At 62.8% G+C, this 23,172-nt stretch carries 25 protein-coding genes; 11 read left to right on the top strand and 14 right to left on the bottom strand.

Going from position 1 to position 23,172, the window contains the following annotated elements; translation table 11 throughout:
• Window positions 1-27: 27 nt before the first annotated feature.
• Window positions 28-651: a TetR/AcrR family transcriptional regulator gene (locus P0D96_RS19355; RefSeq protein ID WP_408314861.1), complete on the bottom strand. Its 624-nt coding sequence runs from the start codon at window positions 649-651 to the stop codon at window positions 28-30.
• Between the two features lie 87 nt (window positions 652-738).
• Between P0D96_RS19355 and P0D96_RS19350 the strand changes: the two genes are divergently transcribed.
• The 3 genes from P0D96_RS19350 to P0D96_RS19340 all read left to right on the top strand — a co-directional run bounded on the left by P0D96_RS19350 (window position 739) and on the right by P0D96_RS19340 (window position 4,490).
• On the top strand, window positions 739-1,284 hold the full coding sequence (locus tag P0D96_RS19350; RefSeq protein WP_408314859.1) for a DinB family protein: 546 nt from the start codon (window positions 739-741) through the stop codon (window positions 1,282-1,284).
• A gap of 343 nt (window positions 1,285-1,627) precedes the next feature.
• On the top strand, window positions 1,628-3,763 hold the full coding sequence (locus P0D96_RS19345) for a TonB-dependent siderophore receptor (protein ID WP_408314858.1): 2,136 nt from the start codon (window positions 1,628-1,630) through the stop codon (window positions 3,761-3,763).
• A 28-nt stretch (window positions 3,764-3,791) separates the two neighbouring features.
• Window positions 3,792-4,490, top strand: a complete 699-nt coding sequence (locus tag P0D96_RS19340; RefSeq protein WP_408178113.1) for a PepSY-associated TM helix domain-containing protein — start codon at window positions 3,792-3,794, stop codon at window positions 4,488-4,490.
• Between the two features lie 99 nt (window positions 4,491-4,589).
• Here the strand turns inward: P0D96_RS19340 and P0D96_RS19335 are convergent, their stop codons facing one another.
• A complete protein-coding gene (locus tag P0D96_RS19335; RefSeq protein ID WP_408285155.1) occupies window positions 4,590-4,790 on the bottom strand; it encodes a hypothetical protein in 201 nt (66 codons plus the stop codon).
• A gap of 511 nt (window positions 4,791-5,301) precedes the next feature.
• Between P0D96_RS19335 and P0D96_RS19330 the strand changes: the two genes are divergently transcribed.
• The 4 genes from P0D96_RS19330 to P0D96_RS19315 all read left to right on the top strand — a co-directional run bounded on the left by P0D96_RS19330 (window position 5,302) and on the right by P0D96_RS19315 (window position 9,836).
• Window positions 5,302-6,819, top strand: coding sequence for a CoA-acylating methylmalonate-semialdehyde dehydrogenase (locus P0D96_RS19330; protein WP_408178111.1), 1,518 nt, complete (start codon window positions 5,302-5,304; stop codon window positions 6,817-6,819).
• 232 nt (window positions 6,820-7,051) lie between these two features.
• Window positions 7,052-7,414, top strand: coding sequence for a translation initiation factor Sui1 (locus P0D96_RS19325; RefSeq protein WP_132377463.1), 363 nt, complete (start codon window positions 7,052-7,054; stop codon window positions 7,412-7,414).
• 329 nt (window positions 7,415-7,743) lie between these two features.
• Window positions 7,744-8,763, top strand: coding sequence for an alcohol dehydrogenase (locus P0D96_RS19320; RefSeq protein WP_132377462.1), 1,020 nt, complete (start codon window positions 7,744-7,746; stop codon window positions 8,761-8,763).
• 329 nt (window positions 8,764-9,092) lie between these two features.
• Window positions 9,093-9,836 carry a GntR family transcriptional regulator gene (locus P0D96_RS19315; protein ID WP_408314856.1) on the top strand — a complete coding sequence of 248 codons (744 nt, stop codon included), beginning with the start codon at window positions 9,093-9,095 and terminating at the stop codon, window positions 9,834-9,836.
• Window positions 9,837-10,071: 235 nt separating this feature from the next.
• Here P0D96_RS19315 and infA read toward each other — a convergent pair whose 3' ends face one another.
• From infA to P0D96_RS19300, 3 genes are all read right to left on the bottom strand, one after another.
• Window positions 10,072-10,344, bottom strand: a complete 273-nt coding sequence (gene infA / locus P0D96_RS19310) for a translation initiation factor IF-1 (RefSeq protein WP_012427521.1) — start codon at window positions 10,342-10,344, stop codon at window positions 10,072-10,074.
• Window positions 10,345-10,475: 131 nt separating this feature from the next.
• Window positions 10,476-10,757, bottom strand: coding sequence for a hypothetical protein (locus tag P0D96_RS19305; RefSeq protein WP_035557986.1), 282 nt, complete (start codon window positions 10,755-10,757; stop codon window positions 10,476-10,478).
• Window positions 10,758-11,343: 586 nt separating this feature from the next.
• Window positions 11,344-11,562 carry a hypothetical protein gene (locus P0D96_RS19300; protein ID WP_132377461.1) on the bottom strand — a complete coding sequence of 73 codons (219 nt, stop codon included), beginning with the start codon at window positions 11,560-11,562 and terminating at the stop codon, window positions 11,344-11,346.
• 191 nt (window positions 11,563-11,753) lie between these two features.
• On the opposite strand from P0D96_RS19300, the gene P0D96_RS19295 reads away from it, so the two are divergent.
• Genes P0D96_RS19295 through P0D96_RS19285 form a run of 3 tightly spaced genes read left to right on the top strand, consistent with a single transcriptional unit; the run spans window position 11,754 to window position 12,865 of the window.
• On the top strand, window positions 11,754-12,398 hold the full coding sequence (locus P0D96_RS19295; RefSeq protein WP_095421107.1) for a helix-turn-helix transcriptional regulator: 645 nt from the start codon (window positions 11,754-11,756) through the stop codon (window positions 12,396-12,398).
• Between the two features lie 52 nt (window positions 12,399-12,450).
• Entirely contained in the window at window positions 12,451-12,645 is a 195-nt protein-coding gene (locus P0D96_RS19290) for a DUF1653 domain-containing protein (protein WP_132377460.1), read from the top strand.
• A 25-nt stretch (window positions 12,646-12,670) separates the two neighbouring features.
• Window positions 12,671-12,865, top strand: coding sequence for a YqaE/Pmp3 family membrane protein (locus tag P0D96_RS19285; RefSeq protein WP_028194701.1), 195 nt, complete (start codon window positions 12,671-12,673; stop codon window positions 12,863-12,865).
• A 22-nt stretch (window positions 12,866-12,887) separates the two neighbouring features.
• On the opposite strand, the gene P0D96_RS19280 is transcribed toward P0D96_RS19285, so the two are convergent.
• Together P0D96_RS19280 and P0D96_RS19275 are read right to left on the bottom strand one after the other, a co-directional pair.
• On the bottom strand, window positions 12,888-13,199 hold the full coding sequence (locus P0D96_RS19280; protein WP_132377459.1) for a 2Fe-2S iron-sulfur cluster-binding protein: 312 nt from the start codon (window positions 13,197-13,199) through the stop codon (window positions 12,888-12,890).
• Between the two features lie 46 nt (window positions 13,200-13,245).
• Complete coding sequence (locus tag P0D96_RS19275; protein ID WP_408314854.1) at window positions 13,246-15,237, bottom strand: sigma-54-dependent Fis family transcriptional regulator; 1,992 nt, start codon at window positions 15,235-15,237, stop codon at window positions 13,246-13,248.
• 403 nt (window positions 15,238-15,640) lie between these two features.
• Between P0D96_RS19275 and P0D96_RS19270 the strand changes: the two genes are divergently transcribed.
• Complete coding sequence (locus P0D96_RS19270; protein ID WP_132377457.1) at window positions 15,641-15,931, top strand: DUF1488 family protein; 291 nt, start codon at window positions 15,641-15,643, stop codon at window positions 15,929-15,931.
• A gap of 152 nt (window positions 15,932-16,083) precedes the next feature.
• Here P0D96_RS19270 and P0D96_RS19265 read toward each other — a convergent pair whose 3' ends face one another.
• From P0D96_RS19265 to P0D96_RS19235, 7 genes are all read right to left on the bottom strand, one after another.
• Complete coding sequence (locus P0D96_RS19265; protein ID WP_408178108.1) at window positions 16,084-16,614, bottom strand: cytochrome b; 531 nt, start codon at window positions 16,612-16,614, stop codon at window positions 16,084-16,086.
• Window positions 16,615-16,750: 136 nt separating this feature from the next.
• A complete protein-coding gene (locus P0D96_RS19260) occupies window positions 16,751-18,052 on the bottom strand; it encodes an NCS2 family permease (protein WP_408178107.1) in 1,302 nt (433 codons plus the stop codon).
• 152 nt (window positions 18,053-18,204) lie between these two features.
• Window positions 18,205-18,702 carry a YaiI/YqxD family protein gene (locus P0D96_RS19255; RefSeq protein WP_408314852.1) on the bottom strand — a complete coding sequence of 166 codons (498 nt, stop codon included), beginning with the start codon at window positions 18,700-18,702 and terminating at the stop codon, window positions 18,205-18,207.
• A 369-nt stretch (window positions 18,703-19,071) separates the two neighbouring features.
• Complete coding sequence (locus tag P0D96_RS19250) at window positions 19,072-19,332, bottom strand: DUF4148 domain-containing protein (protein ID WP_132377453.1); 261 nt, start codon at window positions 19,330-19,332, stop codon at window positions 19,072-19,074.
• A gap of 129 nt (window positions 19,333-19,461) precedes the next feature.
• Window positions 19,462-20,235, bottom strand: a complete 774-nt coding sequence (locus tag P0D96_RS19245) for a slipin family protein (RefSeq protein WP_132377452.1) — start codon at window positions 20,233-20,235, stop codon at window positions 19,462-19,464.
• A complete protein-coding gene (locus tag P0D96_RS19240) occupies window positions 20,232-21,800 on the bottom strand; it encodes an NfeD family protein (protein WP_408314850.1) in 1,569 nt (522 codons plus the stop codon). The genes P0D96_RS19245 and P0D96_RS19240 overlap by 4 nt, the downstream gene beginning before the upstream one ends.
• An 84-nt stretch (window positions 21,801-21,884) precedes the next feature.
• Window positions 21,885-22,922, bottom strand: a complete 1,038-nt coding sequence (locus P0D96_RS19235; RefSeq protein ID WP_408314848.1) for an AraC family transcriptional regulator — start codon at window positions 22,920-22,922, stop codon at window positions 21,885-21,887.
• Window positions 22,923-23,172 lie beyond the last annotated feature (250 nt).

Below are 23,172 nucleotides of genomic sequence, written 5' to 3'. Positions count from 1 at the left end.
TCGTTGCTCTTCCGTCAACCACGGCGACTACTGCAGATACCGGACTATCAGCCGCGTGGCCTCGTCGACGAGCGCTGCAAACGCTTCCTCCGAGAGACTCTCGGAATGGTGCACGACCGCTGTATGGGTCAGCGCCTCGATGGTTGTCACGCACACAAACGCCGCAAGCTCGAGGTCGAGTGCGCGAAATTCATTGCGGTGCGCTTCGAGGAAGGTCCTGAACAGCGCATAGGTTTCCCCGTTCAGTAGTGCGGTGTTTTCAAGCCTCCCGGTGCGCGAAGTCTGTTCCGAGAGCACGCGATGCAGTTGCGGATCGATCCGATGCGCCTCGATCGACGCGGCGACGAGCGTGCGCACCGCTTGCTCCATCGGCAGTGCCGCCGCCTCTGCCAACGCGCCACGGACGACCTGCATGACTTCCTGGCTATGGCGCTCCATGACGGCGCTCACTAGCGCCTCTTTGCCGGGGAAATATTGGTAGAGCGAACCAACACTCACGCCCGCTCTTTCGGCGATACGGTTGGTGCTGGCTTTGTCGAACCCGTCCCTGACCAGAATGCGAGCGGTTGCTTCGATCAAGGCATCGACAGTGACACGCGATCTGCCTTGAGACGCGTGTTTCCTGGGTTTCGTGAGCGGTTTTCGCGCCATTTCTCGCGCTCCAAATGCGAGTAGGTAAGGACGGGTTTTCACTCGTATTATGCATCTCGCGAATCGAATGGCAACGCTGGAGCCACGTTGGATCGAACGCGAATCGCAACCCTCGACGCTGAAAGGAGACGTCTTATGATAGATCAGCCCTATGCAAAACTTGTTGCCGTCAAACGGTGGGCCGATCGCGGCCTCTACGATGCTGTCAGCCAGAATTTCGACCGGCTGAGCAGTGAGGAATCGTCGATCATGCTTCGCATCCTCGACCATATCCATGTGGTCGACAGAATCTTTCAGCATCATTTGCAGGGACTCTCGCACCCGTTTCAGGCGCCGCGATCGGAGAGCATGCCGGGGCTCCAGGCGTTGGCGAACAGTGCGCGAAAAGTCGACGACTGGTATGCGGAGTATGTGGACAGTTTGACGGAGAGCGACTTCGAGCAGCCTGTCGATTTTGTCTTCACTAGCGGAAAGCCGGCGCGCATGCGGCGAGGCGAAATCATTCTGCATGTGTGCCTGCATGGCACTTATCACCGGGGCAATGCGGGTGCCGTTCTTCAGTTGAAGGGCCTCCGCCCGAGCCGTGATGCGATCACGGACTTTCTCGAAGACTGCGTCCCGGACAACTCGTGACGTCCGCGCACGTCGACGGCGAAGAGCCGTCGACGGATGTATCGATAGTGCCGCGTGCGTCGCAGTGAACCGCGCGGCGCGTCTCGCAGAGATGACAGTCGGTCCTCGGGCAGGCACGTCAGCCCTGATTTTCGAAAGTAAATTGTAATTTTCAGATGGGCAATCCGAATGTGTCAGATTGACGAAAATTTGAATAAATGCAAACAGTAACGATTCGTATTAACATGCGCCCTTTTGAAAGCAACGTGCCGACACCCAGCGCCTCGCCTTGATTGGTGAAAGGGATGGTGTCCGCTTGATCGGGGGGTATATGTTTCGCCGCAGGAACGCGAGCAAGGTCTCATTGCTCGACACAACAAGTTTGCTGGTTAACGCACTGCTGGCCGCGGGGATAATCGGCGGCTCGCCAGCCTTTGCCGAGGCCGCTGAAACGGGCGATGCAACCAGCGAGGCGTCTGCGGCGTCCGATCCGCAGCAACTCGCCCCGGTCCGTGTCACAAGCACGAAGGCGCAGGGCTTCGCTCCCACGACCGTTGAAACAGGCCCGTATCGCGGACTCGATGCACTCGACGTGCCGGCCACGGTGAACGTCGTCACGCGAGGCGTGATGGATGCTCAGGGCGATACCGGCCTTTACGACGCGCTGCGTAACGTTGCCGGCGTGACGCGCCAGCAACTGAGCGGCCTTGCGTACGACAACATCTCGATTCGCGGCATTCCGCTCGATAACCGCTCGAGCTTCTACTTCAACGGCGTACTCCCGATCGACAACAACATCTGGATGCCGATGGAGGACAAGGAGCGCGTCGAAGTATTGAAGGGCGCGTCCGCGCTGTACTACGGCTTCACGGTCCCCGCCGGCATCGTCAACATGGTGACCAAACGGGCGGGCTCCGAACCCGTGACCAGCATTTCGCTGCTCGGCGATTCGCATGGATCGTATGGTGCCCACGCCGATATTGCGCGACGCTTCGGGCCGGATGATCAGTTCGGCATTCGCGTGAACGCAATGGATGAACACGTCGAGACGCCCATCGACGGTGACCACGGCTACCGCAAGTTCATCAGCGCGGCGTTCGACTGGCGCGTGAACAGCAAGCTCAAGCTCCAGTACGACTTCGAGCATATCGAAACGAGCATCGTCGAGCAGGCGGGTATCGTGCCGCTGGCACCGAAGAACGGTGTCATCTCGCTTCCGTCCCTGCCTGATCCGTCGAAGCTCCTCGTCAGCGGCAGTCAGCCCACGCTCGCGAGCGCCAACACGCAATTGCTGCGCGCCGACTACGCGTTCTCCGACCACTGGAGCGCGACGTTTTCTCTCGGCCAGTCGATAACGCGTCGCGACCGTTGGGCATGGGTCTTCCAGAAGTACAACGTCGTCACGGGGGCCGGCACTCTGCAGGCGAGCCAGCAGAACGGCCAGATGTACGAGAACAAAAACGTTCGGCTGGACGTCAACGGCGATTTCAAAACAGGATCGATCGGCCACACACTGACAGTCGGCGTCACGCAGAACTGGCTATTCCAGCCGGACTTCACGACGAACTTCTTCACGGCGAACCAGAACCTCTACAATCCCGTTCCAATCACGAAGCTCACGCCGAGCGGGACACCCAAGCAGTTTTTTGCGCAGCATATCCGCAATAGCGGGGTCTACGCGTTCGATCAGATCGACCTCACGTCGCGACTGCAAGTGGTGGCGGGCGTGCGTCGCTCGGAATACATCACGTCGCAGGCCGGTACGCCGAACTCGGACATTAGCCGGACTTCGCCCTCGGGCAGCGTGAGCTTTCGCCTGACGCCGAATACGAGCGTCTACGCGAGCTACGTCGAGGCGCTGGAATCGGCCGGCAGTGCTCCGGCGACGGCGAATAACGCCAATCAGATACTGCCTGCGGTCGTTAGCCGCCAGGAAGAAGTTGGCGTGCGTACGCGTATTCCAGGCAATACGCTCGTGTCTCTGGCGCTGTTCAATCTGCGCCAGCCGTCGGCGGAGGTCAACAGCGACAACGTCTATGTGCTGGACGGTAACGCCCGCTATCGCGGCGTCGAGTTTTCCATACAGGGCGATGTGGCACGGGATGTTTCGCTGACTGCGTCCGCGGTCTATCTCGACGCAAAGCAGGTCGATTCGTCCGACCCCACGCTGCTCGGCAAGACGCCCGAGAACACCCCACACGTGACCGCCAGTCTTTTTGCCGAATACCGGGTTCCCGTCCTCGCCGGGCTGTCGGTCAACGCAGGTGTGTACTACATCGGCTCGCGACCGGTCAACAGCGCGGATCAGGCGAGCATTGGCGGCTACACGCTCTTTACGGCAGGCGCGCGTTACTCGACGCGGGTCTACGGCAAGCATGTGTCATTCCAGGCCAACCTCGAGAACGCCACGAACAAGCGGTACTGGAGCGCGGCCGGCTCCAACCAGCTCGGCGTGGGTCTCGGACGCACACTTGAATTGACCTCGACGCTCGATTTCTAGACTCCACGCAAACAATGAGAACCAGACCATGAATACTCAGGTAACCGAAATGAATGAGCCACGCGCTGAAGCTGCCGAGCCGCTGTCGCAAAAGGGCAGGTCATCAAGCCGTCGCGGCGTCTTTCTCAAATGGTTGCGGCGGATCCATGGCTGGATTGGACTGTGGGGCGCCGTTCTTGGCCTGCTCTTCGGCGTGACGGGTTTTCTGCAGAATCATCGGGCGACCATGAAGATCCGCGTTGGCGACGCGCCGGTCGTGTCGAAGATACATTTGCAGGTGCCCGATCCGGCTCCCCAGTCTCCGCGCGACATGGCGAACTGGCTGCGCTCGGAACTCAAGCTGGACCGTCCTGCGGAACGGGCGAACCGTGAACCTGCTCACGCTGTTACATGGGGGGACCGGTCCGTGATGCAACCCGAGCGTTGGCAGATCCGTTTCATCGCACCGAGCTACCTTCTCAGCGCGGAGTACTGGAAGGGCGGCAACACAATCGATATCGAACGCCGCGATCAGGGTCTCGTCAACACGCTGGAAGGCCTGCATCGGGCCGAAGGTGCGCGAGCAGGCTGGATTTTGCTGGCGGACTCGATGGCGGGAAGCCTCGTGCTGCTCTCACTCACTGGCGTGGTGCTCTGGACCGGGCTTAATCGTCGACGGACGACAGGCGCGGTAATCTTCCTTGTCGCTTTGGGTGCGGGCATCGTGCTCGCCTTGCAGTCGCTTTGAACGATTTGGGGCGCGCGTCAAGCGAAGGTCAGGGTTAAAACTTGAGAAAATAGTGTGCGCCTCGGACAGACGAACTGCGACGCGCAGGGGCGAGCGTAATCAGTCGGGTGCGTGTTCCACGGTGGTTCCACCGTGATCCCCAATGGTGGTTGAGCCGTCACGAATCCCGTTCAACAAACGGATCGTGTCGGCAATGGCCTCAGAAACGGTCTTGCGTCCAGCGCCACCGGACACTATGGACATTGCCTCGCTGTCCATCGCTGCACAATCGCTGATGTCTTTGACGGTAAGGTTGATCATGACGTTTCTCCATGCTGTTGCACATCGTTGATGAGGAATCTCCTGTTAGCGACTTGTGAACAGCTAGGGCCTCTTCAGCTGTTGGACCCGAGCCCACCATCCGGCGAGTCTCGTGTAGCGGTATTTAATAATTGCCTCGTAGGCATATCCGGCGCTTCTCGACTCTAGTAAATAGAGTTACACAGTGGACGCATCAACGCGCCCTGTTCAAAAAGTGAAGCCGACGTCGAGAGAAGATACGCACATCAATCCGACTTCGCGCCTTTAGCGGCGGCACTGCACAGAACATCACCGTTCACTCCAGCTTGCCAAGCCTTCCCGCTAATTTCGATTTGTTCCTGCTGCGCAAGACTGTTTGTCGGACGCGGGTGTTCGAAATCCGAATCAATGCGCCTACATTGGCCTCTATCGGAGCCGTCGGCCCGATCGACAGTGAAGCCGAACGACCCATGTTCGAAGACATGAGGAGGCGTGGCGCGCGCAGCGCCCGCATCCCGCCATAGGAGTACACATGAGCGAAGCAAATCAAGGCGCTGTGCGCGAGCTGAGTCATTTCATCGACGGCCGACGCGCCGCTGGCGCGAGCGGGCGGTTCAACGACGTATTCGATCCGGCGCAAGGCCGGGTGGCGGCCCGCGTGCCGGTCGCAAACGCAGCTGAAGTCGCCGCCGCCGTCGCCGCCGCGAAAGCCGCATTCCCGGCCTGGAGCGAAACGGCGCCGCTCAAGCGCGCCCGTTTGATGTTCAAGTTCAAGGAACTGCTCGAGGCGCATTCGGACGAACTCGCCGAACTCATTACGCGCGACCACGGCAAGCTGTTTTCGGACGCGAAGGGCGAGGTGGTGCGCGGTATCGAAATCGTCGAATTCGCGTGTGGCATTCCGAACCTGCTCAAGACCGATTTCACCGATCAGATCAGCGGCGGCATCGACAACTGGAATCTACGTCAGCCGCTCGGCGTGGCCGCGGGCGTCACGCCGTTCAATTTCCCGATGGTAGTGCCGTGCTGGATGTTCGTGATGGCAGCCGCGTGCGGCAACACGTTCGTGCTCAAGCCCTCGGAGCGCACGCCGTCGGCATCGATCCGGCTCGCCGAGCTGTTCATCGAGGCGGGCTTTCCCAAAGGCGTGTTCAATGTCGTGCATGGCGACAAGTCGGTCGTCGATGCGCTGATCGAGCACCCCGATGTGGCCGCGATATCGGTCGTCGGCTCGACTCCGGTCGCTGAATACATCTACAGCGAAAGTGCAAAGCGCGGCAAGCGCGTGCAGGCGTTGGGCAGTGCGAAAAACCATCTGGTCGTCATGCCCGACGCCGATCTCGATCAGGCGGTCGATGCGCTGATCGCGTCGTCGTATGGCTCGGCCGGCGAGCGCTGCATGGCGACCTCGGTCGCGGTGGCGGTGGGGCGTATCGGCGACGAGCTGATCGAGCGTCTCGCGCCGCGCGTGCGCTCGCTCAGGATCGGCGGCGGCATGGAGCCCGATCTGGACATGGGGCCGCTCATCAGCGCCGCGCATCGCGCCAAGGTGCTGGGCTATATCAATGCGGGCGTCGCGGCAGGTGCCAGGCTCGTCGTCGATGGCCGCGGCCATCGCGTGCCCGGCCACGAAGAGGGTTTCTTTCTCGGCGGTTCGCTCTTTGACGACGTGAAGCCTGAGATGAGCATCTATCGGGAAGAGATTTTCGGGCCGGTCCTGTCGGTTGTCCGCGTGCCGGATCTCGCGAGTGCGATAGCACTCGTCAATGCGCACGAACTGGGAAACTGCGTATCGCTCTTTACTTCCGATGGCGGCGCGGCGCGCGCATTCTCCCGGCAGATTCACATCGGCATGGTGGGCATCAACGTGCCGAGTCCGGTGCCGCCGGCGTGGCATTCGTTCGGGGGCTGGAAGCGATCGTTGTTCGGCGATCATCACGCGTACGGCGAGGAAGCCGTGCGCTTTTACACGCACTACAAGAGCGTCATGCAGCGCTGGCCCGACAGCATCGCCAAAGGTGCGGAATTCGCGATGCCCGTGGCCCAGTAAACCGAACCGGGCGCGCTTGTCATTGAAGCGGGTGGCAAGGACGGCTATCAGTGAATTCGCGGCTATCTCTACTGCATCGGTGTAATCACCGTAGAGATTCCGGGAGAAGGCAGGACACGAGAAATCGTCGCCGCGTGGCGAGCTGCGGCGCGTTAAACATTGAGAGGCGGTACAGGAGCCCCTGCTAAACTCGTCGTGATTTCCGACTTAAGTGTCTTTGAGTAAGCCAATCATGAAGAGTAGTTCAAAAGGCGGCCTTGTTTATTCCACCGATGGCGGACGGATGTGTCCCGAATGCAGCCAGGTGCTCGCGCAATGTGTCTGCAAGACGCTCGCCAAGGCACGAGCGGTAGGTGATGGTGTGGTGCGAGTGAGTCGCGAGACCAAGGGCCGGGGCGGGAAAAGCGTGACGCTCGTTAAAGGGCTGGCGCTCGATCCTCTTGCCTTGGCGTTGCTAGGCAAGCAGTTGCGCACGGCCTGCGGTTCTGGTGGAACGGTCAAGGATGGCGTGATCGAAGTGCAGGGTGACCATTGCGAGCGAGTTATCGAGGCGCTAAAAAAGTATGGCCACAGCGCGAAGAGGGCCGGGGGCTGAGGTCATCGCTTCCATGACGCGCTCGGTGATCCGGTCGAATGCTCGTCCCCACGGCCACAGCCTGGAACTCGACGCGGTTCGCGGACCTGGAAAGCGGCTTTCTCCAACGGTGACCATACGCCATGCCTCATGCTCCATCGGCCACCATGATCCCGCTTGCAAGACCCGTGCGAAACAGAGTCAACGCTCATCGCCAGATTGGCAAGGCCGTGGCGCGCCGCCGAAAATATGGCGTAAGCTGAGCGCTCGACCGGAGGGTGACGTCGGCGGCAAATCTGCGAACCGAGTTCGGTCGACTCGCGTTCGTCTCTTTCACAAGGAGGAAAGCGATGCGGACGATGAAGGCAGTGCAGGTGGCAAAGGCCGGCGGACCCCTGGAGGTCGTTGAACGGGACGTGCCGGAACCCGGTGCCGGACAGGTGCTCATCAAGATCCAGGCGTGCGGTATCTGCCACAGTGACGCGTTGACGAAAGAAGGGCAGTGGCCGGGCCTGGAATATCCGCGGGTGCCCGGGCACGAGATCGCAGGCGTCATCGACAAGGTCGGCGCCGGCGTTGAAGGATGGCAGGCGGGGCAGCGAGTCGGCGTCGGCTGGCACGGCGGACATTGCGGACGGTGCGAGCATTGCCGTCGAGGCGATTTTGTTCTGTGTCAGCGCGCACTCGTACCTGGCATCAGCTACGACGGCGGCTATGCCGAGTTCATGGTGGCCCCGGTCGAAGCACTGGCGCGCATTCCGGATGATCTTTCCGATGTCGATGCCGCCCCTCTTCTGTGCGCGGGCATCACGACATTCAACGCGCTGCGCAACAGCGGCGCGCGTGCCGGGGACGTGGTCGCCGTTCTGGGCATTGGCGGACTTGGCCATCTCGGCGTGCAGTTCGCGCGAAAGATGGGATTTGTCACGGTAGCCATCGCGCGTGGGCAGGACAAGGCAAGTCTGGCGAAAGAGCTTGGCGCCCATCACTACATCGACAGCACGGCGGTGAACGTCGCAGAGGCGTTGCAGGCTTTGGGCGGCGCTCGCGTGATTCTTGCCACCGTCACCAGCGGTAAAGCGATGAGCGCCGTAGTGGGCGGCCTCGGATTGAACGGCAAGCTGATCATGGTCGGACTCTCCGAAGAGCCCGTCGAGGTGCCGATCGCGCAGTTCATCATGGGGCGAAATTCGGTGCAAGGCTGGCCGTCGGGCACGTCGGCGGATTCGCAGGACACGCTCGCCTTCAGCGCGCTATCGGGCATCAAACCGATGATCGAAGAATTCCCGCTAACGAAAGCTGCCGAGGCCTACGACCGGATGATGAGCGGCGCCGCACGGTTCAGGGTTGTGCTCAACACGGGACAATAAGAGCGCGCGACTTTCGGCCGTGTTTGAGGCGTCGTCACATCGGCACGGTCGACGCCCCTACGATCCCACGTCGTGTAGAACGTCTGCCGCGAAGCCGGAAGCCTGCATCTCTTCAACTTAAACCACGAAGTGCCGCCGCAGCAGCATCGCCGCGGCTCTTCGGCGTTCCCGTTGGAAACTCGCGATGTCCATCGACCGTCTACGCGCGGCGAAGATTCAACGCGAGCACCACACGGGCATCTGCTTGCCCGAACCGTGGATGATGGCGCAGGCTGCCCGCCGCGGCTAGAATGCCTGCCGATATCGCTCCATTCCCGATTACATAATTCATGGCTCCACGTCCCCGGCGTCCGTCGTCTGCCGACACGGAAACGCCCATTCAAGGTGCACGCGACGACGATTCGATCAGCGTCGAAGAGCGTATTTACGCGTCCATTACCGCCGCGTTGTTGCAGGGGCGCCTGCGGCCGGGCGCGCAACTCGTCGAACGCGATCTCGCTGCCGCGTTCGGCTGCACGCGCGGCGCGCTGCGCAAGGTGCTGGCGCGGCTGGGCTTCGAGGGCAAGCTCGTGCTGGAGGCGAATCGCGGTGCGTTCGTGCCGTCGCCGTCGGAAGAGGACATTCGCCAGGTGTATCGCGCGCGGCAGATCGTCGAGGCGGGCATCGTCGCGGCTTTGTGCGGGGCGTTGAGCGCGCAGCACAAGCGGCGCTTGCGCGCGCATGTGCGCAGCGAAGAGAAGGCGTTGAGCGCGGGCGCCGTCGAAGAGTCCGTGCGTCTTGCCGGCCAGTTCCACGTGCTGCTGACGGAGTTGGCGGGCGGCACGGAGTTGCTCGGGCTGTTCGGGCAACTGGTCGCCAAAACCGAGTTATATAAAGCGCTGTTCGACCCGTCGAAGGGTTCGACCTGTTCCGCGGACGAACACACGCAAATCATCGACGCCCTCGACGCGGGCGATCTCGACGTTGCACTGTCGGCTATGCGCGAGCATCTGGCGGAATTGGAGGAGCGGGTAGTCGAGCAGGTGCGCAAAAGCGCCGTCCGCGAGGATCTCGGGACGGTGTTCGGGCTTTAAACGCGTGTATGCAGGAAGCGAGGAAGGCGTGTGAAACGCACGCTGGCAACAGAAAGGGCCACGCGCTAAAGCGAATCGGGCAAAACCAGGCTGCAACGAAGCGATGCCGCAGCGCGCCGCTCAGGCTCGAGTCAACGAGTCAAGCCGGAGAAGGCGCGCGAATGGCTTCGCGTACGACTTAATCGCAATGGATCACGCCAAGACCGTGCGCGGCGCGGTCAGCGTGCCGCCAGCCTTAACGGCGACGGAATTGCGTGTTGCGAGCACCGCCGCCACCGGTGGCGCGCTCGTCTTTGTGACGGAAATTGATCCGGCCTTTGGTCAGATCGTAGACCGACAGTTCCAGCGTCACGCGGTCGCCCGCGAGAATACGGATGTGGTTCTTGCGCATGCGTCCGGACGCGTAAGCGCCAACCACGACGCCGTTGTCGAGCGTCACGCGGTAACGGCTGTCCGGAAGTACTTCGTCGACGATACCGTCAAGTTCAAGCAGTTCTTCTTTCGCCATGCATAACTCCTGGTCGATGGGATAAGGGGTGTTGGTCGCCCACGCCGGGCAGCACAACATCAGATGGGGGCAAAAGCGGGCTTTTCGAGCCCGCCGTCCTGCGGCATCAGCCTATGCGCTGATAGTACCGCTCAAAGATCGGCGACGGACTGGCCGTCTACACGGCCGTCGATCAATTGCTCGGCGTGGGCCATGCACGCAATGCGCGCCTTGCCCGTGCCGTCGAACGGAAACAGGTACTGCAGACGGAACACACGCCCGTCGGCGGCCGGATTGGCGCCCACGCGGCAGATGCGCACCGACGCGTCGTAGCCGGCGTCCGGATTGCGGCTCGTCTGACCGTCCGCCGGGCGGCGCGGATAGACGAGCGGGTGAATTTCATAACCCTTGTACGTCTTGACAACTGAATTCATGAAGCACGTGTCCTGTAATACGTGGCCGGCGTGTCACGCGTGTTACGCGCGGCACGACAGGCCGGGCAGCGCAGCACCTTGGGGCGCGCCGCCATGGAAAAAGGTTGGCACAGGCCCGATCGCAAGGGCTTGAGCGCGCCGCGCAAAATCGCGGATTCGATGGAGAAGAAACACGCTGATGTCGCGCGGACATCGGGCGCGTAAAGCTGAACACTCAGCTGCACAACTCGCGACGGCGAATGCATGCGACGCATTGCCGGGGTGACGGGATCGCCGACAGGCGGCGGTCGAACAGTCGGGGGTGGTGCGCAGACGCCGGTTTTAGACTGCCCGGTGTTGCCTGATCAAGCCGGTTGTTGCCTGGTAATGCGAATGCGGCGAATGCGGGATACAGCTATTCCAATATGATGCACTAAATAGGGCTAATTGGATAGCAAAAAGTTCCACGCAGGGACAAACCGCCCGGCCGGCGGGGCTTTGCGAGCGACGCAATCGTCGCGAACGGCGTGCCGGGGCATGAGCGGCACGCCGGGTGAGGGGTTGCGCCGTGACGGCGCGGGCGCTGGACGATCAACAGACTCGCGTTTCAGCGGGAAGTTTCGCTCACGCGCTTTTGCAACTCGCGCGACGCCGCCAGCGGAATGCGGGCGTCATCCCAGCCGGCCAGCCATTCGACTTCCTTCGACGTGAAGATCTGTCCGTGATTGCGCAGCGTGTATTGCAGCGAATCGATGATGTGATTGCGGATGATTTCCGGCGTGCCTTCGTCATCGAGCACGGCGCGAAACGCTTCAAGCGTGGCCATCTGTTGCTCCGTCAAATAGATGGGTCTTTTATCGCACGAAAAAAAATCGCTCGCCAAGCGGACAAAAATCGCCGCGTGACGAAGGGGGGCAGCGTTTGCTTTTTTGACGACGTGGCCGGCGCCACGGTCGCCGTGGCCGGGCCGGGTGGCTACAATGGCGAGTTGCCGCATCCTTCGAACACTGCGACCCCATGCGCAACCCAAACGTGTCTCCTGTGAAAGACCTGCTGCTCGAGCGCTACGCTCCCATCGCCGACGGCATCGCGGCGCTTTTCTATCCGTGCGCCGAAGTGGTGATTCACGACCTGCGCGATCAGACCATCGCGTACCTCGTGAACAACCTGTCGAAGCTCGAAGTCGGCGGGCCGTCGGTGCTGGACGAAGTCCATTACGCGGCGCGCGGCCAGACCATCGGACCGTACGAGAAGCTCAACTGGGACGGCCGGCGCATGCGTTGCGTGAGCAACATCCTGTTCGACGACGACGGCAAGCCGGCCGGCATGCTGTGCATCAACTTCAATATCGCGGTGTTCGAAGATGTGCGCTCCACGCTCGATCTGTTCATCAAGGGCGGTAATCTGACGGACGCGCCCGCGGAGGAACTGTTCCGCGACGACTGGCAGGACCGCATCAACACATACCTGCATACGTGGCTGCGCGAACGCCAGATCGGCATCAATGCGCTCACGCGCGAACACAAGCGGGAAATCGTCGAGGCACTGCACGCACAAGGCGCGTTTCGCGGCCGCAGTTCCGCGAACTACGTGGCCGCCGTGCTGACGATGGGACGCGCCACCGTCTACAAGATTCTGAAGCAGATGAAAGAGGGCGGCTGACGGTTCGACCGTCGCTGAATCGCCGAGATTGGTCAATTCAGGGAGGATAAGCATGGTGCGTTACCGGCACTACAAAGGCGGGATTTACGAACTGGTTTGCGAGGCCACGCTCGAGCCGGATCCGACGGTCACGATGATCGTCTACAAAGCCAGCGATGGTACGATCTGGACGCGTCCAGCCTCGGTATTTTTCGAACTGGTCGAAGTCGACGGCGCCAAGGTGCCGCGCTTCGCACCGATCAACTAGCCATTATCAACAAAGGGAAATCTGCATGCGGCTACTGCTTGCCATCATTCTGCCGTGGTTCCAGTTCTTCACGATCGGCCGCCCGTTCGCGGGCATCATCTGCCTGATCCTGCAGATCACGCTGATCGGCTGGATTCCGGCAGCGATCTGGTCGGTGTACGCGCTGAGCCAGTACAACACCGACAAGAAAATCGCCCGGGCGATGGGTAACGGGCGTTAAGGCCGGCGATGCGCGCCGCGCTTCACTTGAGCGGCGGCAATTCGACCGCATCCGGCGCTTCGATCACCACATCGGATTCCGCGATCGCTACGCACGGCAGAATATAGCCTTCCTGTTTTTCTTCCCGGCTGAGCCCGGGCCATTCGATCGTGTAGCGCACTCGTCCTGCAGTCATTTTGCACAGACACGTGCGGCACGTCCCATTACGGCACGAGCGCGGCAAGCGCAGATTCGCAAAGCCGGCGGCTTCGAGAATCGTGAGCGAATCGGGCGCTTCGAAGGTGTGGCCGAGCGGCTCGACGCGAACGAGAGGCGGGCGGGTAGAGTCGGACATCGTGTGAATCTGTGACGGATTGCGCCACACTTTACACGTTGCATCTTCAATGAGTCGTGCCGTTGCGTCGCAAATAGCGGTACACCGTATTGCGCGCCAATCCCAGCTCGCGTGCCGCCGCCGACACATTGCCGTCGAGCCGTTCGAGCGTTTGCGCGATCAGCGTGGCCTGCCATGCCTCCATCTTGCTGGACGCCGGCTGCCCCTGCGCTTGCGCCGCGGCGCGGACCTCATCGCAGGATTCTGAGCCCGCAAGCGCTGCCAGTGATTTCACTCGTGGCTCAGCCGCGATGTCGACGCAATCCTGCAAGAAGTCCTCGGGCAAATCGTCGAGTTCGATCTGTTCCGCGCCTTCGGCCATGATGCTCGCGGTGCGCAACACGTTGGCCAGTTGCCGCAGATTGCCCGGCCAGCGGCATTGCGCGAATTGTTCGAGCACTTCGGCGGAGACGCGCCGCGGCAGGCGTTCGCCGTCGGCTTGCAATTCCAGTATGCGCGTGACGAGCACACGAAGATCCGTGCGCTCGCGCAGCGTCGGCAAGGTCAGGACGAGTCCATTGATCCGGTAGTACAGGTCTTCGCGGAACGTGCCGGCTTCGATCATCGCGCGCAGGTTGCGGTGGGTCGCGCAGACGATGCGCAAATCCACCGGAATCGCCCGGGTTCCGCCGAGCGGCACGACGTTGCGCTCCTGCAGCACGCGCATCAGACGCACTTGCTGGGCGAGCGGCATGTCGCCGATTTCATCGAGGAACAGTGTGCCGCCGTCGGCCTGCACGATCTTGCCGATGCTGCCGCGTTTCTTCGCGCCGGTGAACGCGCCGTCTTCGTAGCCGAACAACTCCGCCTCGATCAGCGTATCCGGCAACGACGCGCAATTCAGGGCGATAAACGGCGCGGCCCGGCGCGGCGAATCGTGATGGATGGCGCGCGCCAGCCACTCCTTGCCGGTGCCGGTCTTGCCGAGCACGAGGATCGGAATATCGCGGCCCCGCAGTTTGGCGACACGCCGCAGAATCGCGGCGATTTGCGCGTCGCCGGTGTCGAGCGTTTCAAGCGTGGCTAGCGGCGCGGGATCGATGCAGCGCGGCGCATGACGCGCCTCGCCGGACAATGGCGCGCGCGAAGTGCCGGCGAAGCTCTCCGTCGGTCCGACGTAGCGTGGCAGCGTATATTCGCCGCGCGCCACCACGCGCACGCCGCTCGGCAGCGTCAACAGAATGCTCTCGCCGGGTGCGCGCGCGATCTGCTGCAACAGCCTCGCGAAGGCCACGCCGAACAGCGCATCGAACGGTTGCCGTTGCAGCTCGGCGAGCGGCTGCCCGAATTGAAACAGCGCGCTGCGATTAGCCGACAGAAACGTGCCGTCCGGCGCGAACGCCGCGAGCCCTTCGAACAGGGTGCCGATGAATTCCGCGCGCGCGTGAAAGTGCACGCGAATCGCGTCGACGAATTGATTGGAGAACAGATGATTTTCGATCATCTGCGCCGACATCCTCACCAGCGCGAGCGTGTGCTTATGAAAGCCGCGTGTATCGCCGCTCACGTCGAGCGCGCCGATAGTGCGCCCGAACGGATCGGCAATCGGCGCGCACGAGCACGTGAGAATCCGGTTGGCGTGCAGGAAGTGTTCGCCGGCGTGCACGACGGTCGGCTGGCCATCGACGAGCGCGGTGCCGATCGCATTGGTGCCGCGATCCGCTTCGGCCCACGACACACCCGTACACAGCGCGACGCGATTGGCCTTCTCGACGAAGTCGCTGTCGCCGAGACTGTGCAGGATCACGCCGTGATTGTCGGTGAGCAGCACCATGCTTTGCGTATCGACGATCTGCGCATGCAGCGTCTCCATGACGGGAAGCGCATGCGTGAACAGCGATTGATTGCGATCGACGAGCTCACGCAGCGCAGGCCGGGGCAGCGGATGAAAGTCCGGCGTCTCCGACGCGCGCAGGCCGATTTCGAGCGAGCGGGCGTGAGCTTGCGCGATGACATCGGGCCGACCCACAGTGGGCGGCGTGGCGGAACGTTGGGTCAAGACATGTCTCCGGTGAAACGGACACGGCGGGTACGTTGCCCTCCGCTCGATGCCGCAGCGCAACATGCGCGCCCACGGCCGAACACCGATATTACAGGACGAATCGCGCGGCGCACGGCAGGGAAAAAACGGAGGCCGTGCGGCGCCGCATGCCTCAAAAAAACGCGCGGGGCACCAAAATCAGGCAAACAAAAAGGAAAACTTGCGCCGTGGCCGAACTCGTCTAAAGTGAATCAAATCACCTCCGCGGGCCGCGAACTATTCCGCCGCCGCAATCAGGTGACGAGCCCGCGTCGTCAGCATTGGACAAGGAGGTTGTGGGCGAGCGACGCGATCAGACGCAACCGGCTTGCGCACTACCAGGCTACACCATGCGCAGCACCTACCTTCCAGGTGAACACCCATGCAGATCCTATTCCCGAATGAAACTCCTGAATATTCAGGTCGCGAACTCACCTTGGCGTTCCCGGCGATGGTCGATGGGCAGAGGGTGGAATGCATGATCACGGCGGAGGCACTGGAAGACCACTACGGCGCCGCATCGCCGCGTCTGGAGGACATGGTCGGCGCATTCGACGCGCACCGCGCCAGGATCGAAGCGGCCACGCGACGCCTGATATCGGAAACGAGAGCGCAATGTCTCGTGCTGAGAAGCGGCTATGTGCGCTTCTACGAAGCCAATTGGCGTAATTGACTGAAGGCGTTTCCGACGTCCTGTCGGTCAACGCCGCAAGCAGGAAAGCCGCGCAAGAAGCAGAAGGCGAGGAAACCCACGCGCGGCATCGATCATTCAAACCGTCCGCGGCCAGCCGTGCCGCCGGCGTCCCAACTTGCGCGCGAGTGCGCTCAAATCATCCGCCGCAGCGTCCGATCTTTCAACACCACGTGATGCGCGATCGCGGCCAGCGCGTGCAAGCCGATCACCCAGTAGAACGCATTGCCGAGCCACTCATGCACGGTCTTGAGCAATGGCCGCGCGACGGGATCGGCGCCGACCAGCGTGTAATCGATGTTGACCCACGCCAGCGTGACCGGATGCCCACCGGTGTTGATCATCAGGATGCCGAGCAGCGGCTGGACGAAGATGAAAATGTACAAGGCGAGATGCGCGGCCCGCGCCAGAAAGGCGAGCAGCCGGTTGCTGTCGACTTCGGCGGGCGCGCCGGCCCACAGTCGCCAGAGCAGACGCAAACAGGCCAGCCCCAGCACCAGCGTGCCGCACCAGAAATGCACGCTGCTCCAGAACGCGCGGCTGTCGCTGCCCTTGGGCCCGCGAATCTCGATCGCCAGATAAGCCAGCGCGATCAGCAGAAACATGGCCCAGTGAAAGAAAATGGCGGGCGCCGTATAGCGGTCCGAGGTGCGGCTGTAAGACATGTAGGGGACTCCCGTGTCCAGGTCGATCGTTTTATTAATCGTCAGATGATAAACGGTGCCCGACCGGAATGGGCACCGCGAATAAAACCGTCGTTGATCCAGACCCGGGTTTGGCCGACGAGCGTCCGCGCCGTGCCTACTCGCTGCCGAGATAGAAATAGCGGAACAGGAAAATCGCCGCGATGATCCATACCACCAGCTTCACCTTGCGCGCCTGGCCGGTCAACAGCTTCAGGCCCGCATATGAGATGAAGCCGAACGCGACGCCATTGGCGATCGAATAGGTGAAGGGCATCAGCAGCGCGGTGAGCGCGGCCGGCACGACTTCGGTGGCGTCGTCCCACGGCAGGTCGAGCATTTCGCGCAGCATCAGGCACGACACGTACAGCAGCGCCGGCGCCGTCGCATAGCCGGGCACCACACCCGCCAGCGGCGCGAAAAAGAGCGCCGCGAGGAACAGCACGGCCACGGTGATGGCCGTCACGCCCGTACGTCCGCCGGCTTGCACGCCCGACGCGCTTTCAATGTACGCGGTGGTCGACGAAGTGCCCAGCATCGAGCCGGCCAGAATGGCCGTGCTGTCCGCAAGCAGTGCGCGGTTCAGGCGGTGCATCTTGCCTTCCACCAGCAGCCCGGCGCGATTGGCCACGCCCATCAGCGTGCCGGTCGCATCGAACAGCTCGACGAGGAAGAACACGAGGATCACGTTCAGCACGCCGCCCGACAGCGCGCCGCGAATGTCGAGCTGGAACAGCGTCGGCGAGATGGACGGCGGCGCGGAGACGATGCCGTGGAACTGATTGCCGCCGAAGAAAAAGCTCAACACCGTCACGCCGACAATCCCGATCAGGATCGAGCCGCGCACCCGCAGATGATCCAGCGTCACGATCGCGAAGAAACCGATCACCGCGAGAATCACGTGCGGGTTGTGCAGATCGCCAAGCGTCACGAGCGTGGCCGGACTGCCGACCACCACGCCGGCCGACTTCAGCGAAATGATCGCGAGAAAGAGGCCGATACCGCCGGTGATGGCAATGCGTATCGAATGCGGAATGCCGTTGACGATCACCTCACGCACGCGAAACAGCGTGACGATCAGGAACAGGCAGCCGGAAATGAACACCGCGCCGAGCGCGGCCTGCCAGGTGAAGCCCATGCCTTTCACGACGGTGTACGCGAAGTACGCGTTCAGCCCCATGCCCGGCGCGAGCGCGATCGGATAGTTCGCGTAGAGACCCATGATCAATGACGCGAGCGCGGCCACGATGCAGGTCGCGACGAACACCGCGTCCTTCGGCATGCCGGCGTCGCCGAGAATCGCCGGGTTGACGAAGATGATGTAGGCCATCGTCAGGAAGGTGGTCAGTCCGGCGAGCACTTCGGTGCGCAGGTTGGTGCCGGCGGCTTCGAAGCCGAAGTAGCGTTTTATGGAGTCCATGAGGCGGGTCTCTCGTCGTTCAGAAAGCGTTTCTTGTGGTTGGGCGGTGAGGCGCCGCGTCGCCGGGGCTGCGGGCGCTCGGTCACGGGCGGATTGTAGTCAGGATTGGCGGCGGTGTGCCGCATTGTGCGGCTGAGCGGCCGTGTAAACGCTCATTCGGCGGGCGGTTCGTCGGGAGATTGTGGCGCCGATGCATCAGGCTGCGGCCGTTGGCGCGCCAGCCAGCGATCCAGTTCGCCCGCGAAGCTCTTACTGTCGCGTTGGCTGAAGGCAGAAGGGCCGCCGGTATCGACGCCGCTGCTGCGCAACTGGTCGAGCATCGACCGCATGCGCAGCCGTTCTTCGATGGTGCCGGGCGTGTACCAGTTGCCGCGCGGATCGAGCGCCTGGGCGTTTTTGGCCAGCACGGCGGCGGCGAGTGGGATGTCGGCGGTGATCACGAGATCGCCGGCGGCGACACGTTCGGCGATGAGGTCGTCGGCGGCGTCGAAGCCGGCCGGCACCTGGATCGCGCGGATCAACGGCGACGGCGGCACGCGCAGAAACGAATTGGCGACCAGCGTCAGCCTCATGCCGGTGCGGCGCGCGGCACGGTACAGCATGTCCTTGATCACGGCCGGACAGGCGTCGGCGTCAACCCAGATTGACATGGTTCGGATTCCGGCGGCGGGTTGTCGAAGGGGCGAGATGATACCTTGCCAGCGCGCGGGGCGGCGCGGCAAGCGAATTTACGATGTTGCGGGAAGCGGGAAGCGGGAAGCGGGAAGCGGGAAGCGGGAAGCGGGAAAGCAGGAAAGCAGGAAAGCAGGAAAGCGGAAAGCGGAAAGCGGAAAGCGGAAAGCGGAAAGCGGAAAGCGGAAAGCGGAAAGCGGAAAGCGGAAAGTGGAAAGTGGAAAGTGGAAAGTGGAAAGTGGAAAGCGGAAAGTGGAAAGTGGAAAGCAGGAAAGGCATGTGGGGCTAAAAGCGCCCGCGACCGTTGCAGTCGCAGGCAGCCCCGCATGCCACGCGGCTACTGGCGCTTACTGCGCCATCGTTCCACCCGATCCCTGCGCCCGCCGTTGCGCGACGATACGGCCGGCGCGTTGCGCATTCTCCGGGTAGTCGATCCAGTCGAGCGGATCGTAGCCGGCGGCACGCCAGTCGGCCAGATCGGCCTTCACCTGGGCACGCGTTTTCGGCGCCGACGGATCGTAGGGCCGCGCCGAAGTCTGCGCAAACGCGGTGCTCATGCTCACGGCGGCCAACAGCGCGCCGAGTCCAACTCGAGAAACGATTTTCATGACGAGCTCCTATGGAGCGGTTAAAAACGACAGCGGTATTCTAGTTTTCATATGCATTTCGAGTAAGGCGATTGAAGGCAATGCACCATTTCGCCCAGCGAATCAAACCGGGCTGAATGATCCTGCGACTCAGGGCGGCGACGGTTTGCTGAAACGGTCCAACACGGCGCTCAGCAGGTCGATCGGCAGCGGAAAAACAATTGTCGAATTCTTGTCGGCGGCAATCGTCGTGAGCGTTTGCAGGTAGCGCAACTGCATCGCCTGGGGCTGGCGCGAGAGCGTCTGCGCCGCTTCCAACAGATGCTGCGACGCCTGCAATTCGCCTTCCGCGTGAATCACCTTGGCGCGCCGCTCGCGCTCGGCTTCGGCCTGACGGGCAATCGCGCGGATCATCGTTTCGTTGATATCCACGTGCTTGATTTCCACGATCGATACCTTGATGCCCCATGCGTCGGTCTGCGCGTCGAGCACTTTCTGGATATCGGCGTTCAATTGCTCGCGATCCGCCAGCAGTTCGTCGAGTTCGTGCTTGCCGAGCACCGCGCGCAGCGTCGTTTGCGATAACTGGCTGGTCGCTTCGAAGTAACGCGCCACCTGGATCACCGCTTTCTCCGGATCGACCACGCGGAAATACACCACCGCGTTGACCTTCACCGAGACGTTGTCGCGCGTGATCACGTCTTGCGGCGGCACGTCGAACACGACGGTGCGCAGGTCCATGCGCACGGCCTGCTGCACGATCGGAATGATCAGCACGAGGCCCGGCCCCTTGACCTTCCAGAAGCGCCCAAGCATGAACACGACGCCGCGTTCGTACTCCCGAAAAATCCGTATCGATGAGGCAATCAGCGCGGCCACCAGCAGAATCAGAATGCTGCTGAAGCCGAATGTGAAACCGATCATGAGCTTTCTCCTTGTTGTCGTGCTTCCGCGGGCACCACGGTCAACGTCAGGCCGCGCCGCGCCGTAACGCGCACCGCATGACCCGCCGCAACCGGGGCCGTGCTGGACACCCGCCAGCGTTCCCCGTGCACTTGTGCCCAACCGCCCAGCGCGCCGTCCGCGGTGAGGTCCGCCGGCGAAAGGCCGCCGTCGAGCACCACGCCGACGCTGCCGATCAGCGCTTCCGAACCCGTCACCACCGGACGCCGTCGCGCGTGCAGCGCGAGTCGCGATACGCCCAGCACGAACACCACGCTGAACACGGCCACGGCGGCGATCATCGGCAGAGGGATGCCGTAGCCGGGCACGTCGGTATCGATCAGCATCAGCGCGCCGATCACGAACGCGACCACGCCGCCGAAGCCGAGCGAGCCGAAGGTCGGCAGAAACGCCTCGCCGATCAGGAACGCAATGCCGAGAAAGATCAGACCGAGGCCGACGTAGTTGATCGGCATCATCTGCATGGCGAAGAGGCCGAGCAGCAGGCTGATCGCGCCGACCACGCCGGGCAGCACGAAGCCCGGATTGGCGAATTCGAAGAACAGGCCGTACATGCCGATCATCAGCAGGATCAGCGCGACGTTGGGATCGGTGATCACGGCGAGGAAATGGCTGCGCCAGTCGGCTTCGAGCGTGACGATCGGGGCGTTGGCCGTATTGAGCTTGACGTTGCCCGCGCTCGTGACGATCGCCCGGCCGTCCAGTTGGCGCAGCAGGTCGGGCACATCGCGCGCATTCAGATCGACGACGTGCTGTGCGAGCGCGTCCGCCGCCGACAGGCTCACGGCTTCGCGGACCGCACGCTCGGCCCAGTCGGTGTTGCGCCCGCGCATCTGGGCGAGGCCGCGAATATAGGCGGCGGCATCGTGGACCTGCTTGCGCAGTTCAGTCGACTGGGTGTCGAGCGGCAGGGCGCTGGCGGAGCCGGTGGGCGCGGATGCCGCGGGTTTTGCCGACCCGCCGCTGCCACCGCCGCCAATGCCGGGCAAGCCCGGCGTTCCGCCGCCCCCCGGCGGCTCGGCGCCGCCAATGCCCATCTGGATCGGCGTCGCCGCGCCGAGGTTGGTGCCCGGCGCCATCGCCGCGATGTGGCTCGCATAGACGATATACGTGCCGGCGCTCGCCGCGCGCGCGCCACTCGGGGCAATGAACGTGGCGACCGGCACGGGCGAGGCGAGAATCGCCTTGATGATCTGCCGCATCGACGTATCGAGCCCGCCCGGCGTATCGAGTTGCAGCACGGCGAGCTGCGCGCGATCGTCAGCGGCATGCTGCAGACTGCGCACGATGAAGTCGGCGCTGGCCGGACTGATCGCCCCGTTCACGGGAATGACGACGACGCTGTTGGGGGCGACGGCGGCGCGAAGTGGGACATTAGCGACATTCAATTCGCATGACGCGAATCCAAACGTCAAAAGCACGCCGAGCACGGTCATGCCGCGCATCAACCGGCCCACGACATCGCCACGGATAAGCGACATGCGCGAGCCAGACTGCCGGAACGGGAGACGTGGATACGTGCTCATCGCTGACGGCTGCCGCGCGCGGTCAGGGCGTATCGACCGGCGCGGGCCGATACCCCAAAAGAAGGCTGGCCTGCTCCTTACAGCTTAGTCCGATTCCGTCCGGCGCGTGAAATCCGCGCGCGCCGGCCGGTAATCGGTCGGCCGCATGCCGGTCCACTTGCGAAACGCGCGATGAAACGCGCTCGGTTCGGCAAAGCCCACCGAGGTCGCGATGTCGGCGATGGTGCGGTCGGTGTCCTGCAGTTCGCCGATCGCGATGTCGCGCCGCAGGTCGTCCTTGATCGACTGGTACGTATAGCCTTCCTGTTTCAAACGCCGCCGCATGGTGGCCTCGGCGACGTGCAGGCGATCGGCCATCTGATCGGCGGCGGGCCAGCCGGCCATCGGCATGGCGCGCAGCATCTTGCGCACGCGCGCCGCGAGCGAGCCGGGATTGCGGTACTTGACGATGAAGCTGCCGGGCGCATCGCGCAGGAAGGGCTTGACCGATTTGGTCGTCTGAATCACGGGCAGGTCGAGAAACGCCGGCGCGAGGTCCACGTATGACTCGGCCTGATCGAAGCTCATCTGATCGCAGAACATCAGCCGGTACTCGTGCGCGGCGGGCGGCTCGGCGCAGCGAAAGCGCGCCTCGAGCAACGGAATGCGCCGCCCGACCAGCCAGCACAACAGCCCGTACACGAGGATGAAGTACGTCGCGTAGGCGAACATGGCCGGCGGCGGCGCGCCGGCGTTTTCCACGAAGCGCAGGCGCACGCGCTGCGCGTCCGTTTCGGTCCGCACGCCGAGATCGTCCAGCACCAGGCGCATGAAACCGACCGCGCGTGCCAGCGCCTGGGCGCCATTGCGCGCGGTGAGCGCCGTCTGCGTCATGGCGATGAAGCTGCCGCTTTTCATGCGATGCGAATCCTGGCCGAAGAACTCGTCGTCCATCGCGCGCGCAATCGCCGCCCACAGCGCGCCGTATTGCGCCGACGACACCCGGCTTTTCGGCGACGCCAGCATCGGCGCCGCGATGCCGGCGGCTTCGGCAAGCGGCAGCGCGTCGAGGCCGCGCGAGCGCGCCAGCGCGAGCGCTTCCTCGACCATGCTGACGGAAATCGTCCCTTTATCGTTCTTCATGCGTGTCCGGCTTTACGGGAATTCTGGCAAAAGCGCTCAGCGTTTTCCTTGTTGAAATTCGCCAAGTGCCTGAAATCGTGGATATATGCGGCCTCATATCGTACCAGTATGGCAAATGCGCTCAATCAGAATGATCGGGCTGAGCATCGAACCTGTCCGGCGGCTTGCCTACACTGGGCCTCAACCGATCGCGCACAGCCTGCCTTGGGCGACGCCGCCACGAGGCGCGACATGAGCCGCGATCACACGC

Origin of the sequence: Paraburkholderia sp. RL17-347-BIC-D (assembly GCF_046027915.1) — a bacterium.
GTDB lineage: Bacteria > Pseudomonadota > Gammaproteobacteria > Burkholderiales > Burkholderiaceae > Paraburkholderia.
Note: the sequence above shows the minus strand (reverse complement) of the source record. Positions and strands in the feature narration are given on the sequence as shown.

Bases quoted from the DNA above. Each gene is read 5' to 3' on its own strand.
- P0D96_RS19265 (WP_408178108.1), bottom strand. From the start codon at position 16,614: ATGTCTTACAGCCGCACCTCGGACCGCTATACGGCGCCCGCCATTTTC.
- P0D96_RS19320 (WP_132377462.1), top strand. From the start codon at position 7,744: ATGCGGACGATGAAGGCAGTGCAGGTGGCAAAGGCCGGCGGACCCCTG.
- P0D96_RS19290 (WP_132377460.1), top strand. From the start codon at position 12,451: ATGGTGCGTTACCGGCACTACAAAGGCGGGATTTACGAACTGGTTTGC.
- P0D96_RS19280 (WP_132377459.1), bottom strand. From the start codon at position 13,199: ATGTCCGACTCTACCCGCCCGCCTCTCGTTCGCGTCGAGCCGCTCGGC.
- P0D96_RS19340 (WP_408178113.1), top strand. From the start codon at position 3,792: ATGAATACTCAGGTAACCGAAATGAATGAGCCACGCGCTGAAGCTGCC.
- P0D96_RS19325 (WP_132377463.1), top strand. From the start codon at position 7,052: ATGAAGAGTAGTTCAAAAGGCGGCCTTGTTTATTCCACCGATGGCGGA.
- P0D96_RS19295 (WP_095421107.1), top strand. From the start codon at position 11,754: ATGCGCAACCCAAACGTGTCTCCTGTGAAAGACCTGCTGCTCGAGCGC.
- infA (WP_012427521.1), bottom strand. From the start codon at position 10,344: ATGGCGAAAGAAGAACTGCTTGAACTTGACGGTATCGTCGACGAAGTA.
- P0D96_RS19260 (WP_408178107.1), bottom strand. From the start codon at position 18,052: ATGGACTCCATAAAACGCTACTTCGGCTTCGAAGCCGCCGGCACCAAC.
- P0D96_RS19330 (WP_408178111.1), top strand. From the start codon at position 5,302: ATGAGCGAAGCAAATCAAGGCGCTGTGCGCGAGCTGAGTCATTTCATC.
- P0D96_RS19355 (WP_408314861.1), bottom strand. From the start codon at position 651: ATGGCGCGAAAACCGCTCACGAAACCCAGGAAACACGCGTCTCAAGGC.
- P0D96_RS19305 (WP_035557986.1), bottom strand. From the start codon at position 10,757: ATGAATTCAGTTGTCAAGACGTACAAGGGTTATGAAATTCACCCGCTC.
- P0D96_RS19245 (WP_132377452.1), bottom strand. From the start codon at position 20,235: ATGATCGGTTTCACATTCGGCTTCAGCAGCATTCTGATTCTGCTGGTG.
- P0D96_RS19315 (WP_408314856.1), top strand. From the start codon at position 9,093: ATGGCTCCACGTCCCCGGCGTCCGTCGTCTGCCGACACGGAAACGCCC.
- P0D96_RS19300 (WP_132377461.1), bottom strand. From the start codon at position 11,562: ATGGCCACGCTTGAAGCGTTTCGCGCCGTGCTCGATGACGAAGGCACG.
- P0D96_RS19250 (WP_132377453.1), bottom strand. From the start codon at position 19,332: ATGAAAATCGTTTCTCGAGTTGGACTCGGCGCGCTGTTGGCCGCCGTG.
- P0D96_RS19335 (WP_408285155.1), bottom strand. From the start codon at position 4,790: ATGATCAACCTTACCGTCAAAGACATCAGCGATTGTGCAGCGATGGAC.
- P0D96_RS19255 (WP_408314852.1), bottom strand. From the start codon at position 18,702: ATGTCAATCTGGGTTGACGCCGACGCCTGTCCGGCCGTGATCAAGGAC.
- P0D96_RS19285 (WP_028194701.1), top strand. From the start codon at position 12,671: ATGCGGCTACTGCTTGCCATCATTCTGCCGTGGTTCCAGTTCTTCACG.
- P0D96_RS19240 (WP_408314850.1), bottom strand. From the start codon at position 21,800: ATGAGCACGTATCCACGTCTCCCGTTCCGGCAGTCTGGCTCGCGCATG.
- P0D96_RS19235 (WP_408314848.1), bottom strand. From the start codon at position 22,922: ATGAAGAACGATAAAGGGACGATTTCCGTCAGCATGGTCGAGGAAGCG.
- P0D96_RS19270 (WP_132377457.1), top strand. From the start codon at position 15,641: ATGCAGATCCTATTCCCGAATGAAACTCCTGAATATTCAGGTCGCGAA.